Consider the following 13,860-nt stretch of genomic DNA (forward strand, 5'->3'; position numbering starts at 1 on the left):
GTCACGCTCCTCCTCAGCGGAGTCCATAGCTCGCGAGGGTGGGCGCGGTTCCCGGCTCCGTCATGATGACAGAAAAATCTTAGAGAATTCAATAGTTATCCGGGGCGGCGCATAATGAGGCGCGGATATGACACCACCCCGGAGGGTGCGTCCGGCTTTTGCAACCGGATCGCACTGGCTGAACTCTAGTCGTGCGGGATCACCCAGCGGATCGAGCCGGTGTACGTGCCGCTCACTTTCACTCCGGTGCTGTCCATCGCCGGCTCGAAGCGCGCGCGCTGGGTGACCAGCTTGCACGTCGCTGCGTCAAGCTCTGGCGCGCCGCTGGCGGCGGTCACGCGGCAAGACGTGGCCTTGCCATCGGTTCCGACCGACAATTCGAAACGCACCAGGCCCTGGTCGCCGCGGCGCAGCGCTGCGCTGGGATAGTCAATGGTGGAGACCCACTGTGCCGGATTGTTGCGCGGGCGGGCGGACCTGGGCGGGAAGGCCTGCGGTTCGGCACTGGCCGAAGCGGTCGGGCCCGGAATATCGATGATGATGTCACCGATCTGGGGCAACGCCACGATCGGTACGCGATCGTTGATCGGCACGCCCTCAGGTGACACCTTCGCGATTGGATTGATCGTGCGCGTGACGACCGATTGCACGTCTGTCGGGGTGTTGACCGGTTCCGGGGTTGGTGACGGCGGCGGCATCTCCAGCGGGATGTTCTTGCCGATCAGCACCGTAGTGACTTTCTGGACGTATTCCACGCCTAGCCCGGTGATGAGTGCGTAAAGTGCAACGCCGTGCAAGGCGGCCACGGCGGTTACCGTCAGCGCTCTGCTTTTGTCCGGCGTCCTATGAGCAAAAGCCATAAGGACATCCTCTCCCATGCCGACGCTTCTCGCTCACGTTCCGTTAAGGGAGCGTCGGTCTGGAGGAAGCTAGCATGAAACTGGAAAACGCAAACCGCTTTTTACTAAGCGCTATTAGTATTACCGGCTTGCTTTTCTGGCAGTGGCGGAAACGCTAGCGAATTGCGGCGATGGCTTTCTGTCGCCGCCGCTGCACCGAACTGCCAAGGCCGATCGCCTCGCGATATTTCGCCACGGTACGGCGTGCCAGGTCGAACCCCTGCGCCTTCAGGAGGTCGACCAGCGAATCGTCCGATAGAATCGCCTTGGGACTTTCAGCGTCGATCAATTTGCGAATAGCCGATTTTACCGCTTCGGCGGATGCGCCTTCTCCACCTGCCGTAGAAATACCTGAGGTGAAAAAATATTTCAGTTCGAACGTGCCGCGCGAACACAGCAGATACTTGGCCGATGTAACCCGGCTGACGGTGGATTCGTGCATCCCGATCGCCTCCGCCACGGTGCGCAGGGTCAGCGGTTTCAAGTGCGAAACGCCGTGGCGGAAGAAACCTTCCTGCTGCTTCACCAGTTCGCTGGCCACTTTCAGGATCGTCTTCTGCCGCTGGTCCAGCGCCTTGATCAACCAGTTGGCATCGGCCAACTTCTCGGATAGCCACCCGCGGGAAGCCTTGTCCCCGCACGAGCCGCGCAGTTCAACATAGTAGCTTCGGTTCACCACCAGGCGCGGCAGGGTTGTCTCGTTCAGCGCGATCTTCCACCCCTCGCCGCTGGGCTCGATCAGGATGTCAGGAGTCACCGCGCCGCCGCTCTCGCCGCCAAACTGCAGGCCGGGCTTGGGATCGTAGCCGCGCAGTTCGGCCAGCATGTCGGCGAAATCCTCGTCATCGACGGCGCACATCTTGCGCAGCCGGGCGAACTCTCCGCGCGCCACCAGATCCAAGTTGTCGATCAGGCGCGCCATGCACGGATCGTAGCGGTCCGCCTCTCGTGCCTGGAGGGCGATGCACTCCGACAGGCCACGTGCGCCCACACCGGTCGGCTCCAGGGACTGCACCACCGCCAGCGCCGCCTCCACTTCGGCCAGGGCAATCCCCAGGTCGTCGCACACTTCGCGCAAGGGGACCGGGAGATACCCGGCATCGTCCAGCAAGCCGATCAGATAGCGCGCAATCGCCTCGATCCGGGCATCCGGCGCCACCAGCCCCAGTTGCGCTTCCAGATGCTCGATCAGGGTTTCGCCATGGCCGCCGCGCTCGTCGATGCCGGGGCCTTCCTCGCCGCCGCCGATCCGCAATTCGCCGCCCCAGGCCGCGTCGAGCATCGCGCCATCGCCGGTATCGCGATCGACCACGGCGGCGGCGGGGTCCAGATCGAGCGGCCGGTCGTCCGCCGCGCGGCCCTCGCCGATCAACTGATCGACGCGTGAGCTTTCCAGGCTCGTGCTGCGCAAGTCCAAATCGGGCGAACCGTCCATGGCGCCTGCCGGCTCGGGCGCTTCACCGCCGACTTCGAGCAAGGGATTGGCGGCCACGGCATCGCCGATGAAGGTTTCAACTTCCAGGTTGGACAGCGCCAGCAGCTTGATCGCCTGCTGCAACTGCGGCGTCATCACCAGCGACTGGGTCTGCCTCAGGTCAAGGCGTGGTCCCAAACCCACCCTTCAGTGCCCCGGCTGAACGATACTCAAAGCGTGAAGCCTTCGCCCAGATAGAGGCGGCGCACGGTTTCATCCGCCACCAGCGCCTCGGGGCTGCCGGCGAACAGCACTTGTCCGCCATAGATGATGCAGGCGCGGTCCACGATATCCAGCGTCTCGCGCACGTTGTGATCGGTGATCAGCACGCCGATGCCGCGCGTCTTCAGGTCTTTCACCAGATCGCGGATATCGCTGATCGATAGAGGATCGATGCCAGCGAACGGCTCGTCCAGCAGCATGATCGAGGGCTTGGCCGCCAAAGCACGCGCAATTTCGCAGCGGCGGCGCTCACCACCTGACAACGCCATCGCCGGGCTGGAGCGCAAGCGGGTCAGGCCGAATTCTTCCAGCAGACGCTCCAGCTCTGAGGCGCGCACGGACTTGTCCGGCTCCACCAGTTCCAGCACCGCGCTGATGTTCTGCTCCACCGTCAGGCCCCGGAAGATCGAGGTTTCCTGCGGCAAGTAGCCCAGCCCCAGGATCGCGCGGCGATACATCGGCAGGCGCGTCACATCGACGCCGTCCATCAAGATGCGGCCCGAATCGGGCTTCACCAGGCCCATGATCGAATAAAAGCACGTCGTCTTGCCCGCACCGTTGGGGCCCAGCAGACCCAGCACCTCGCCCTTGGCCACCGACAACGAAATGTCGGTCAGGACAGCGCGCTTGTCATAGCTCTTGGCGATCGAGATCACCTCAAGCCCGCCGTTGGCGGCAAGCGTGGCGGTGTCGATGGCATCCGCATGGGATTCGCGCGTGGTCTGCACAGGATCGGTCATCGCCGCACGGTTTACGAAAGCGCCAAGGGGCAGGCAAGGCGGGTTTTGCCCTCCGCGTACCGAATTGGCAGAATTCGTGCATGATCTATCGACCCGCCTGTCGATAACGGGCCGCGATAACCCCCATCGCCCGATTGCCCTTGGCGCTTGGCATGCCTAGTTCAGCCCCTCGCGCTGTCCGATCGTGGCGGCGAAGGAGACCCGAACGCGATGCTGAGCCCCGAACAAGCCACCGACCGCGCCGCCGATCTCGTCGCACGGGCGCGCAAAGCCGGAGCGGACGCGGCGGACGCAGTCTATTCGGCCAGCGCATCCGAAGGCATTCAGGTGCGCCTGGGCAAGCTGGAGGACGTGGAACGCTCCGAAGGCGAGCACATGGGCCTGCGGGTGTTCATTGGCCAACGCTCGGCCAGCATCGGCTCTTCCGATCTCAGCACGGCAGCGCTGGACGAACTGGCCGAGCGCGCGGTGGCGATGGCGCAATCGGCGCCGGAAGACCGCTTTGCCGGTCTCGCACCGCAGGAACTGCTGACCCACGCGCCATTCCTCGACTTTGACCTGCATGATCCCGCCGATCCCGGTCCGGCCGCGCTGCGCGCCGCAGCCGAAGAGGCGGAAGACGCGGCCCGTTCCGTCGCGGGCGTCACCAATTCGGATGGCGCCAGCGCCAGCGCCGGTTTCAGCGTCTTCGCCCTGGCGACCAGCCACGGCTTTGCCGGCGGCTACCGCGGGTCCAGTCATTCGATCAGCGCCAGCGTGGTCGCGGGCGAAGGTGCGGAGAAGCAGCGTGATGGCAACTGGAGGCACACCCGCCACCGCGCCGACTTGCCTTCGGCCGCGCAGATCGGCGCGCTTGCCGGCGAGCGGGCGGTGGCGCGGCTGCGCCCCGGCAAGCTGCGCAGCGGACCGATGCCCGTCGTCTTCGATCCGCGCGTGTCGAGCGGGATCGTCGGCCACCTGATCTCGGCCATGTCGGGCAACGCCATCGCCCGGCGCAGCAGCTTCCTGCTGGACAAGCGGGACGCGCAATTGTTCGATCCCGCGATCCGCATCTTCGAAGACCCGCACACGCTGCGCGGCACCCGCTCGCGCCCGTTCGATGGAGAGGGTCTGCCCACGCGCGGACGCACTCTGGTAGAGGATGGCCGCATCACGGGCTGGCTGATGGACAGTGCCTCGGCCCGCCAACTGGGTGAAGTGCCGACCGGCCACGCAGCGCGCGGCGGCGGGGGCGCACCAAGCGTCTCGGTGGGCAACGTGCATCTCGCGGCGGGCTCGCTCAGCTTCGAGGAGTTGATTGCCGATATCGCGGAAGGCGTGCTGGTCACCGAATTGATCGGCCAGGGCGTAAACGGCGTAACGGGCGATTACAGCCGCGGAGCCAGCGGCTTTCGCATCGTCAACGGTGCGATCGCCGGTCCCGTCGCAGAGTTCACTGTGGCCGGAAACCTGTTGGCGATGTTCGCCCGGATAACCCCGGCCAATGACCTGGAGTGGCACCGTCCGATCAACGCCCCCAGCTTGCGGATCGAGGGCATGACCGTCGCCGGAGACTGAGCCTCTACTGCTGAGCCGCTAGTTCAGTGCAGTAACGCCGAAGCCTCTGCAGGCTCGGCCCGCGGCGGGATGCTGGTGGACCGTTCCTCCGCCAGCAGTGCCGCCGCCAGCGCGGCCAGGATCGCCAGCGCGGGAGTATCGGCTTCGACCGTCACGTCCTCTTCCGCCGCGCTCAAAGCGACGGATGCCAGGGCACCGCCCATGCCTCCGCGTGACAGCAGAAAGCGGTGATGCGCGCCCAGAATCAAGAGCGCCGCGCTTTCATAAGCCTCGCAGCTAAGCATGGCTTCCAATCGCTCTTGCCGCTCGGACGGCAGACCCAAAGTTCGCGCGGCCAGGCGCAGGCATGCAGCCTGCTGCGCCGCCTCGCTCGCCAAGCAATCATGCAGCAACCGCCGCAGCGATGCCGGATCAAGGGTGTTGCACTCGGCAATCATGGGTGAACTTTCGATTCTTACAGCGACCCCACTTGCCGCCATCCCGCGCCTTAACACCTTGGACAATCCGCATATTCCCTGAGACCGCCGAACCGTCCCGATCCGCGACACAACTCGCCGCGATTATCACCGCTATCGGCTCAGGTGGTCCGCTGTGACAGCACCGCCGGTGCCTGCGGCTCGGGCATGTTCGACGCCTGCCGCCGGGCATGGCGCAGCGCCAGCCAGGCGACATAAGGCGCGCAGAAAAATCGCAACGCCAGCGATGCCAAGCCAAGGCCGGAAAGCAACGCGAAGCTGACGCCGACCTGATCGGCGGCGGCAATGGTCAGCCCGGCGAACACCGCCAGCACCACGCCAATCACCGTCTCCGGCAGCGAGTCCGCCAGGATCGATCCCCGATCTGCACCCAAGGCGAACTTGGGCGTGCGCCGCCAGGCCAAAGGCTTGGCCGATAGCCCGGCCAGACCGGCCTGCAGCACCGTGTAGGTCAGCGCGTTGCGCGCCACTTCGCCAAGCACCATGTCGCGCAGCCGGGTTGTGCCGGTCAGCTTGTAGCGGTGCCAGATGCCCACCAGCCAGGCCGCCGTGCCGATCCCGGTCAAAACCCAGGCCGCGTCCGGCACCTGGAAGGGTTCCATCACACCCGCCAGCAGCGCCGCCGCCAGTGCCAGAAAGCCCAGCAAGCCACCGATCATCGCGAACAGGACGCGCAAGGGGGCCATGCAGCGCAGCACCTCCAGCAGCTTCGTCCAGCCCGGCAGAGGCCGCGCCCACGGCGAAGGCAGGAACAGCCGCCAGTGCCGCCGCAACTGCTGCACCGGCCCCGCGGTCCAGCGGAAGCGCTGCTTCTTGTAGTCAGAGAAGGTTTCCGGGATCAGGCCGCGCCCGAAAGTCTCACCGATGTAAAGACCGGAGTAGCCGACGGCGCGCAGACGCACGGAAATCTCCGAATCCTCGGTCAGGCACCACTCGGCCCAGCCACCCGCCTCTCGAATGGCGTTGGCGCGCAGGATGCACATCGTGCCGATGGTGAAGGCGCCGCCATATTCGCTGACGCCCAGCATATCGACCTTGTTGCTGGGCATATACTCCCAGTAGCACGCGGTCAGGTAGGCGCTGCCCTGATACTCGCGGTAATCATGCGGGGTCTGCACATAGCCCACGCGCGGGTTGCGGAAGAAGGGCAGCAGGCGCGCGAGGAAGTCCGGCGTGGCGAGGTAGTCGGCGTCGATCACCGCCACGAACTCGGCATCGGGATGCATCACATCCAGCAGCCAGTTGAGCGCACCTGCCTTGGCACCGGGCAATGGCGAGACGTGGAAGAAGCGGAAGATCTCCTTGCCTGCCCGCTCGTTCAGATAGGCACAATGAGCTTCCAAAGGACGCCACAGCGCCTCATCCTTGGTGTTATTGTCACACACCAGCACCTCGAAATCGTGGTGATCCAGCGCGGCGAGGTGATCCATCGTCGCCATCACAACTTCGGGCGGCTCGGCATAGCAGGGCAATTGGATCGACACCTTCTGGTCGCGAGGGCCCGCCGCTCCGGTGGGCGCATCCATCGGATAGCGCCAAGATTCGTGAGTCAGTACAGCGTCACGGGCGATGCGTTCGGCAAAGGTCAGGCCAAAGAAGATACCGGCAAAGACCATCGCCCCGCCCGCCAGCATCAGCGTGTTGGCCGGCAGTCCAGCCTCGCGCAGGAACAGCGCAGTCCAGACAAAGCCGAACCAGAACGTCAGTATCTCGGTTGTCAGCAGCAGCACGCCCGCCACGTTGAGGCGTGGGGCCAATCGGGCCATCGGCACGGCCGCGAGCAGAAACAGGGCGACCGGGAGCAGCAGATCGGACAGCGCGTTGCCCATGACCAGGGTGATGACGACGGCGATACCTGTGCCCAGCAGCACCGTTCCGATCAGCGCCTGCCCCTCGTGCCCGGTCAAAGGCCGGTAACGGTGGGGCGCGATCACGGCGCGAGAAGCCAGCAAAGACGCCAGCAGCCCCATCACTGCGAGGAAATACATGGAGGGATCGAGCATTGCTCGAGTCAGCATCAGCACGTGTTACAGCTCCGTACAGCCCATTTCGGCGCGGGCTCTCCACTACTCGCAAGCGCAATGCCTGCTGGCTGCCTATGCGAATGCGGTCAGGCGAGTATTTCGGGACGATAGAATGCTGCATGGCAGCACAAGTTCCCAAAGCACGCAAACGCCGCGCCGGTGAACGATCAGCACCATTGCTTAGTACAAAACACGGATTCTCGCGGCGATGAACGGAGCTTTGTCAACGCCCGCGCCATGTTGAGCGTAAAGTGGCTTGCGCACCCTGCGCCCGCTGGGTAAATGCCGCGCCTGTCTCCGCACGCGGGGGCAACGCCGCTTTAGCTCAGCTGGTAGAGCATCGCATTCGTAATGCGGGGGTCACAGGTTCAAGTCCTGTAAGCGGCACCACCTTCTTAAATACGCTTTGCAAGCCGCCGCCGCCGCGATCGGCGGAAGACGCTATGGCCTTGAAAACGTTCTAGGTGCCGTGCGCCACCCCACGCCATTTGCAATTTACTGCGATTTGTCTATACAGAAGTCGCCGACGTCGCCTGCGACGGACTTTTGAGAAGCCACGCTTCCCTCCTTTGTCCCTTACTTGCCTCACCGAAGCCGGGATGTGCCGCGATTGGCGCATACCCGTCATACATGGGATAAAGGATACCCATATGATCACCGGAACCGTAAAATTCTTCAATCCCGACAAGGGTTATGGCTTCATCGCGCCTGAGAACGGCAAGGAAGACGCCTTCGTTCATATCACCGCGGTTCAGGCCGCCGGGATGAGCACGCTGGATAAAGACCAGCGCGTTACCTACGAATTGGAGACCGATCGCCGTGGCAAGACCTCGGCCGTAAATCTTCAGTCTGCCTGAAATTCGGCGATGATGCGGATCGCTACGGCCGACCGCATCATCGCGTCTTTCCGCAGCGAAGTTTTTTCAAGAACGAGGTTCCAGCCATGACCGATCCCAGCAGCCGCCCGTTCCTTATCAACAAGGACGAGGCCGGAAACTTCCGCCTTACGGTCAGGACCACGCGCTACAACTCGCGAGGCTATCCTCTGGTCACCGCGACCCTTCAAGACGAAACCTTCAAGACGGCCAATGCCGTGCGTGCGTTTGCCCGCGAAAACTTCCAGGCTCAACCTGGCGAGTACTCTACCAAGTAGCAACGTCTCGGCATGGGAATACCGGGCTGGACCACGGGCTCCAGCGGGGCCTGTGATCACGAGACAGGAGGGCATGGTTCAGGCCAGGCCCAAGCAGACCGGTCAACCCCTCTTCTCTCGATTAGCGGGTGACTTCAACGGCAGAGGAAACCGCGATGGCCAAGGGCCAGAAGAAATCCAACAGGGAAGAGCGCAAGCCGAAGGCCGCCAAGCCCCCGAAGCCGAATGCGTCCAATCCATCCATCAAGCCGGGCCTCGTCGGGATCGTCACTCTCAAAAGCTGACCAGAGCCGGGGGAATTCCCCCGCTCGCATGTTTCAAGACGCGTTCGTGACAAGAAGCGCCGGGTTGGTCGTTCGTTGACGGTCACACGATTCCATAGGCTGCGCATCGTAAGCGGCAGCACCTTCGTCGGGTAATATCGCCTCCGCTCTTGTCCCTCGCGTGATCGCGCGTATGGGCGGGATACGGTCCGGGCGTTCGGCGAGGTGCGTGCTTATGAGCTTGAACATCCTGCTAGTGGAAGACGATCGCCAGTTGCAGCGACAATTGCGTGAGCAGCTTTCGGGCCATGGTCATGAGGTCACGGTCGCCGACGATGGCCGGGCCGCGCTCGATCTGATCAGCCGCTATTCCTTCGATGCCGTGGTCCTGGATTGGATGCTGCCGGGCATGACCGGGCTGGACGTGCTGCGGCAGTTTCGCGCCGATGGCATGACGCTGCCGGTCCTGATGCTGACGGCGCTGGGGCAGATCATGGACAAGGTCGGAGGGTTGGAGGCCGGGGCGGACGACTATGTCGTCAAACCGGTGGATCCGCTGGAACTGAACGCCCGCCTGAACGCCCTGGTACGGGGGCGCAAGGCCACTGATAAGCCGGCCGACACCATCAGCGCGGGGGACATCGTGATCAGTCCCACGCGGCTGCGCGTTTGGCGTGGCGAACAGCCGGTGCCGTTGACCCAGATCGAGTTCAAGCTGCTGGTGGAACTGGCGCGCGATGCCGGGACGGTGCTGACGCGGGCCATGCTGATCGAGCGGGTCTGGGGGCATGACTTTGTGACCACTACCAATCTGGTCGACGCGCATATCCGCCAGCTGCGCCTGAAGCTGACGCAATTTGGCGACGATCCGATCCAGACCGTGCGCGGCGTGGGCTACCTGCTCCCCGCATGAGGATCGCGCCGCGCTCGCTAAGGGGACTGACCGCAGTCTTCCTTGCGCTGTTCCTGGCGACGACGGTCCTGGCGGCGGCGGGGACGTACTGGGCCACGCGCTCCACGATCAGGACGCTGGTCGATCGGCGGATCGCGTCGGAAAGCCTGGAGCTGGCGCCCCCCGGCGCCCGACTATCGCGCGCCGAGCTGATGCGGCGGATGATCGACGTGGCGAAACAGCGTGATACGGCAGACCTTGGCCTGCTGCTTATCGATCCATCCGGACGAGCGATCATCGGCAATACCCACCTGACGCGCCCGGTGCCGATCGGCTTTTCCTCGCTCGACGATGAAGACAGCATCGAGGGCCTGAGCGCCGGTCGCATCTATGTGCGCGACGTGGGTGCGGGAATGCGCCTGGCGGTTTTCGGGGAAACCGAGCCGATCGACGATTATCGCTCCGCCCGCCGCCAGATCTACCTGATCGCATTCGGCGCGATCATCGTGGTGGTGCTGCTAGGCCTTTTGCTGTTTCGCCGGTTGATCGGACGGCGCATCCGCGAAGTGCGCGATACCGCCCAGTCCATCATCGATGGTGACTTGTCACGGCGCGTGCCGCTGGAGGGCGATGGTGGGGAGTTCGATCAGCAAGCCGCCGCCTTCAACCGCATGCTGGATCGGGTCGATCAGCTGATGACCGAGATCCGTTTCGTCTCCAACAACATCTCCCACGAAATGCGAACGCCTCTGGCGCGGCTGCGCAACGAGTTGTCTTCGCTGGAGAACCGCGCCGATGGCGATCCCTTGCAGGAAGCGATCGCGCAGGCGCGTGAGCAGGTGGATGACCTGCTAGGCATGTTCGCGGCCATGTTGCGGATCGCCGAGATCGAGAGCGGATCACGCCGCGCAGGCTTTGCGACGGTGGACCTGAACGCCCTGGTCGAGAGCGTAGTCGAAACGGTTGCCCCGCTGGCGCAAGAGCGTGACCAGAAGATCGCGGTCGCCATGCCGGATGCTCTGGCGCTGGGGGGTGATCGCCAGCTTTTGGCCCAAGCGCTGCTCAACCTTTGCGAGAATGCGGTGCGGCATACACCGCCGGGGACCAGCATTCGGATCTCGGCGGACCGGCACAGCACCGAAATCACTCTAACGGTCGCCGACAATGGCCCCGGCATCCCGGAAGACCAGCGCACCGTGGTAATGCAGCGCTTTGGCCGCACCGAGCATGGGCGGCGGCAATCCGGCCATGGCCTTGGCCTGCCCCTGGTGAATGCGATCGTGCGTTTGCATCGCGGCACGATGAAGCTGACTGACGGCGATCCAGGCCTCAGCATCGTCATCACCCTGCCGATCCAGGGCGGATAGACATTCAGCCCTGGCGCCTTGATCGCAAAAAAGGCGTGACGCACATTAGCGCGTCACGCCCAGGGGGGTATGCAATTCCAGACAGCGCGGGCGATGACCGCCCGCGCCGCGCCGGTCGTCAGAAGCGGATGCTGGCGTCCAGGCCGTAAGTGCGCGGCGCGTTGAAGTTGCCGTAATCACCCAGGATGTTGTTGATATTGCCGGTCGTCACGCTGGTGGTCGGCGCGGCGGGCAGGCTGTTTGAGGGATCGCGACGGAACACATACTGTTCGTTGAACAGGTTGCGGCCCCACAGCCCCAGCGTCAGCTTGCGATCACCGATGCCGATGTCCGCCAGCGAGATGCGGCCGTTGAAGATCAGCGAGGCGTCCGCCTTGGTGCCGAACTGGTCGAACGCCTGCGTCGCCTGCGCATAGTTGCCGTCGAAGTGGAACTTCAGGGTGGTGTCGCCCTGGCCGAGCGGCAAGGCGTAGTCGATCGCGCCACTGGCGGCATTGCGCGGCGTGAACACGATGTAGAACTGCTGGTTCACCGTCGTCGTCAGCCCGGCCGCCGTGTAGCTGACCGGCACCTGCGGGATCTTGGTGTAGGTATAGGCATAGGACGCGTTCAGCGTCAGGCCTTCCAGCGGATTGACCGTCAGGTCCGCCTCGATACCGCGGATCTTGGTGGTGCCGGCGGCGTTGATCGTCACCAGATTGTTGAAGTTCGAACCGTTGAACGACTGGATCGAGCTGATGTCGACCTGGCTGTTCTTGCGGTCCATGATGTAGCCCGCCAGGTTGAAGCGCGCGCGATGGTCCCAGAAATCGCTCTTGAGGCCGATTTCATAGGATTTCACGTCTTCAGGACCGAACGACTGATAGTTGGCGGTACGCGAACTGGCGCCGCCCGCACGGTAACCGGTGGCGTACTTGGCATAGAGGTGCAGATCGTCCGTGGCGTCATAGGCCAGGGTGACCATCGGGTTGAAGCGGTTCCAGGTTTCGCGCAGCGGCTGATAGCCCGCCGCAATCGCCGCTGCGGGATTCACATCGTAGTTCACATTGCGCGAGAAGTGCAGGACGCCGCGCTTCTTGTCGTGCGTGTAACGTCCGCCCACCGTCAGGTGCAGCTGCTCGGTGGCGTTGTAGGTGACCTGGCCATAAGCGGCATAGCTCTTCGACCAGACTTCCGAAGCACGGTCGATCGAGCGGCAGCCGATCTGCGATCCGAACCCGTTCGAGCCGGTGCAGGGATCGAGGATGGTATAGACGGCTTGGCCCTGCGCGTTGAGGTAGACGCCATTGGAGTTCGGCGTAGCTGCGTCATCGCTGACGTGCTCGTTGAAGTAATAGAGGCCGGCGACGTAATCGATCTTGCCCACGGTGCCCACGGCCTGCAGTTCCTGGCTGAACTGGCGCTGGCGCAAGTCGGCCAGGCTGTAGCGGCTGAAACCGCAGGGCTTGGCGGCGGTGCAGGCAGCGGTCAGGTTGACCACCGGCACGCGGTGCGCGCCGCCCGAGTTGTCCCACTGGGTGGCATCAACGCCGCGCCATGCGGTGATCGAACGCAGCTCGATCTCGGGCGAGACGGCCCACTTCAATGAGTTGGTAAAGCCGTGCGTCTTGTCCACGCTGGGCTGCTGCGGCACGCCGATATCGGCCACCTTCATGCGGCTGTCGCCGTTGATGACCACGCCCGGCAGCAGCGGCTTCACGGTACCGGCCAGCGCGGTGTAGTTGGTGCCCGGCAAACGGCAATTGGGCGCGGCGGCCTGCGGTCCGGCGACGCAACCGTTGGGGTTGTAGTTCAGCAGCTGGCTGTAGAACGGCGTGTTCGCATCGCGCGCCACGTCGTAGGAGAAATCGTTGGTGATCGAGCTGGTCGGCTGCCAGCGCACCGCGGCGCGCAGGCCCTTGCGGTGATAGAAATTGAAGCCGCTCTGGCCTGCCAGCGGGTTCTTCGTCGTGGCATCCTGATGCTGGACCACGCCGTCCAGCTTGATCGAGAAGCCGGCCATCTTCGGCAGGTCAATGTGGAAGTCACCGTTGTAGGCGCCATAGTTACCCACGCCGCCATCGACCCGGCCGCCGAACACGCCGCTGGGGGCCTTGCTGACGATGCTGAGCGCGCCGCCTTCGGTATTGCGGCCAAACAGCGTGCCTTGCGGCCCCTTCAGCACCTCGATGCGCTCCACGTCGAACAGGCCGGCGTTGAGACCATGCTGGCGACCAAGATAAACGCCGTCGACATAGATACCCACGCCCTGCTCACGCGCGGGCTGGTTGGCGTCCAACGGCACGATGCCACGGATGCCGATGGTCAGTGCGCTCTGACGCGCCTCGAAAGTCGCCACGCGCAACGAAGGCACGCCGCCATCCGCCAGATCGTAAAGGCTCTGGACGTGGCGATCCTTCAGGACCTGGGTGTTCACCACCGAGATCGCGATCGGCGTGCTTTGCAGATTTGTCTCGCGCTTGGTGGCCGTGACGACGATTTCGCCCAGGCCGGTATCGTCGGCAGCAGCGGCAGGAGCGGCCGGCACTTCATCAGCGGCAGCGGCGTAACTGGCGGTGGCGGTCATGGTCGCCAGCATCGAGCCGGCGAGCAGCGCCTTGCGCACAATCGAATGTCTCATAGTGGAATCGCACCCTGTATAACGATCTTGGTTATGCTGGGCGGGCCAATATGGCTGGATTGCGACAGTCATGTGCAGGTTTTAAGACAGTGGCGAAACTCCCTCTTCATCTGGTCTTCATTTAAGCAGGATAGCATTGATTAACGGGGGTTTTCTTTGTGGCAGAAGGGCCA

The 13,860-nt window shown here is 63.8% G+C and carries 12 protein-coding genes and 1 tRNA gene; 7 read left to right on the forward strand and 6 right to left on the reverse strand.

Annotated features, from left to right (window positions below; translation table 11 throughout):
- Window positions 1–185: 185 nt before the first annotated feature.
- The 3 genes from GGR39_RS00995 to lptB form a co-directional block, all read right to left on the reverse strand.
- Window positions 186–860: an energy transducer TonB gene (locus GGR39_RS00995; protein WP_183615502.1), complete on the reverse strand. Its 675-nt coding sequence runs from the start codon at window positions 858–860 to the stop codon at window positions 186–188.
- A 154-nt stretch (window positions 861–1,014) separates the two neighbouring features.
- Window positions 1,015–2,517 (reverse strand): RNA polymerase factor sigma-54, encoded by a 1,503-nt coding sequence (rpoN, locus tag GGR39_RS01000; protein WP_058736246.1) that lies wholly within the window; start codon window positions 2,515–2,517, stop codon window positions 1,015–1,017.
- Window positions 2,518–2,543: 26 nt separating this feature from the next.
- Complete coding sequence (gene lptB, locus GGR39_RS01005) at window positions 2,544–3,335, reverse strand: LPS export ABC transporter ATP-binding protein (RefSeq protein ID WP_153000880.1); 792 nt, start codon at window positions 3,333–3,335, stop codon at window positions 2,544–2,546.
- 210 nt (window positions 3,336–3,545) lie between these two features.
- Between lptB and GGR39_RS01010 the strand changes: the two genes are divergently transcribed.
- Window positions 3,546–4,892: a TldD/PmbA family protein gene (locus GGR39_RS01010; RefSeq protein WP_183615503.1), complete on the forward strand. Its 1,347-nt coding sequence runs from the start codon at window positions 3,546–3,548 to the stop codon at window positions 4,890–4,892.
- A 23-nt stretch (window positions 4,893–4,915) separates the two neighbouring features.
- Here the strand turns inward: GGR39_RS01010 and GGR39_RS01015 are convergent, their stop codons facing one another.
- A complete protein-coding gene (locus GGR39_RS01015; RefSeq protein WP_183615504.1) occupies window positions 4,916–5,329 on the reverse strand; it encodes a hypothetical protein in 414 nt (137 codons plus the stop codon).
- Between the two features lie 140 nt (window positions 5,330–5,469).
- Window positions 5,470–7,386 carry a glycosyltransferase family 2 protein gene (locus GGR39_RS01020; RefSeq protein ID WP_246388225.1) on the reverse strand — a complete coding sequence of 639 codons (1,917 nt, stop codon included), beginning with the start codon at window positions 7,384–7,386 and terminating at the stop codon, window positions 5,470–5,472.
- Between the two features lie 320 nt (window positions 7,387–7,706).
- On the opposite strand from GGR39_RS01020, the gene GGR39_RS01025 reads away from it, so the two are divergent.
- From GGR39_RS01025 to GGR39_RS01045, 6 genes are all read left to right on the forward strand, one after another.
- Window positions 7,707–7,782: transfer RNA gene (locus GGR39_RS01025), tRNA-Thr, on the forward strand.
- 260 nt (window positions 7,783–8,042) lie between these two features.
- A complete protein-coding gene (locus GGR39_RS01030) occupies window positions 8,043–8,249 on the forward strand; it encodes a cold-shock protein (RefSeq protein WP_058736349.1) in 207 nt (68 codons plus the stop codon).
- Between the two features lie 86 nt (window positions 8,250–8,335).
- The gene (locus GGR39_RS01035) at window positions 8,336–8,545 is read left to right on the forward strand and encodes a hypothetical protein (RefSeq protein WP_058736249.1); all 210 of its coding nucleotides are present in this window, start codon (window positions 8,336–8,338) and stop codon (window positions 8,543–8,545) included.
- A gap of 155 nt (window positions 8,546–8,700) precedes the next feature.
- Window positions 8,701–8,829, forward strand: coding sequence for a hypothetical protein (locus GGR39_RS17375; protein WP_281374414.1), 129 nt, complete (start codon window positions 8,701–8,703; stop codon window positions 8,827–8,829).
- Between the two features lie 214 nt (window positions 8,830–9,043).
- A complete protein-coding gene (locus GGR39_RS01040) occupies window positions 9,044–9,721 on the forward strand; it encodes a response regulator transcription factor (protein WP_183615506.1) in 678 nt (225 codons plus the stop codon).
- On the forward strand, window positions 9,718–11,067 hold the full coding sequence (locus GGR39_RS01045) for a HAMP domain-containing sensor histidine kinase (protein ID WP_183615507.1): 1,350 nt from the start codon (window positions 9,718–9,720) through the stop codon (window positions 11,065–11,067). The genes GGR39_RS01040 and GGR39_RS01045 overlap by 4 nt, the downstream gene beginning before the upstream one ends.
- A gap of 118 nt (window positions 11,068–11,185) precedes the next feature.
- Here GGR39_RS01045 and GGR39_RS01050 read toward each other — a convergent pair whose 3' ends face one another.
- The gene (locus tag GGR39_RS01050) at window positions 11,186–13,687 is read right to left on the reverse strand and encodes a TonB-dependent receptor (RefSeq protein WP_183615508.1); all 2,502 of its coding nucleotides are present in this window, start codon (window positions 13,685–13,687) and stop codon (window positions 11,186–11,188) included.
- Between the last annotated feature and the right edge of the window lie 173 nt (window positions 13,688–13,860).

Source organism: Novosphingobium fluoreni, from assembly GCF_014196615.1.
Lineage (GTDB): Bacteria > Pseudomonadota > Alphaproteobacteria > Sphingomonadales > Sphingomonadaceae > Novosphingobium > Novosphingobium fluoreni.

What these genes read in the sequence shown, in the direction of transcription:
- GGR39_RS00995 (WP_183615502.1), bottom strand. Translation starts at nt 860, where the DNA reads ATGGCTTTTGCTCATAGGACGCCGGACAAAAGCAGAGCGCTGACGGTA.
- lptB (WP_153000880.1), bottom strand. Translation starts at nt 3,335, where the DNA reads ATGACCGATCCTGTGCAGACCACGCGCGAATCCCATGCGGATGCCATC.
- GGR39_RS01010 (WP_183615503.1), top strand. Translation starts at nt 3,546, where the DNA reads ATGCTGAGCCCCGAACAAGCCACCGACCGCGCCGCCGATCTCGTCGCA.
- GGR39_RS01015 (WP_183615504.1), bottom strand. Translation starts at nt 5,329, where the DNA reads ATGATTGCCGAGTGCAACACCCTTGATCCGGCATCGCTGCGGCGGTTG.
- GGR39_RS01020 (WP_246388225.1), bottom strand. Translation starts at nt 7,386, where the DNA reads ATGCTGACTCGAGCAATGCTCGATCCCTCCATGTATTTCCTCGCAGTG.
- GGR39_RS01030 (WP_058736349.1), top strand. Translation starts at nt 8,043, where the DNA reads ATGATCACCGGAACCGTAAAATTCTTCAATCCCGACAAGGGTTATGGC.
- GGR39_RS01035 (WP_058736249.1), top strand. Translation starts at nt 8,336, where the DNA reads ATGACCGATCCCAGCAGCCGCCCGTTCCTTATCAACAAGGACGAGGCC.
- GGR39_RS17375 (WP_281374414.1), top strand. Translation starts at nt 8,701, where the DNA reads ATGGCCAAGGGCCAGAAGAAATCCAACAGGGAAGAGCGCAAGCCGAAG.
- GGR39_RS01040 (WP_183615506.1), top strand. Translation starts at nt 9,044, where the DNA reads ATGAGCTTGAACATCCTGCTAGTGGAAGACGATCGCCAGTTGCAGCGA.
- GGR39_RS01045 (WP_183615507.1), top strand. Translation starts at nt 9,718, where the DNA reads ATGAGGATCGCGCCGCGCTCGCTAAGGGGACTGACCGCAGTCTTCCTT.
- GGR39_RS01050 (WP_183615508.1), bottom strand. Translation starts at nt 13,687, where the DNA reads ATGAGACATTCGATTGTGCGCAAGGCGCTGCTCGCCGGCTCGATGCTG.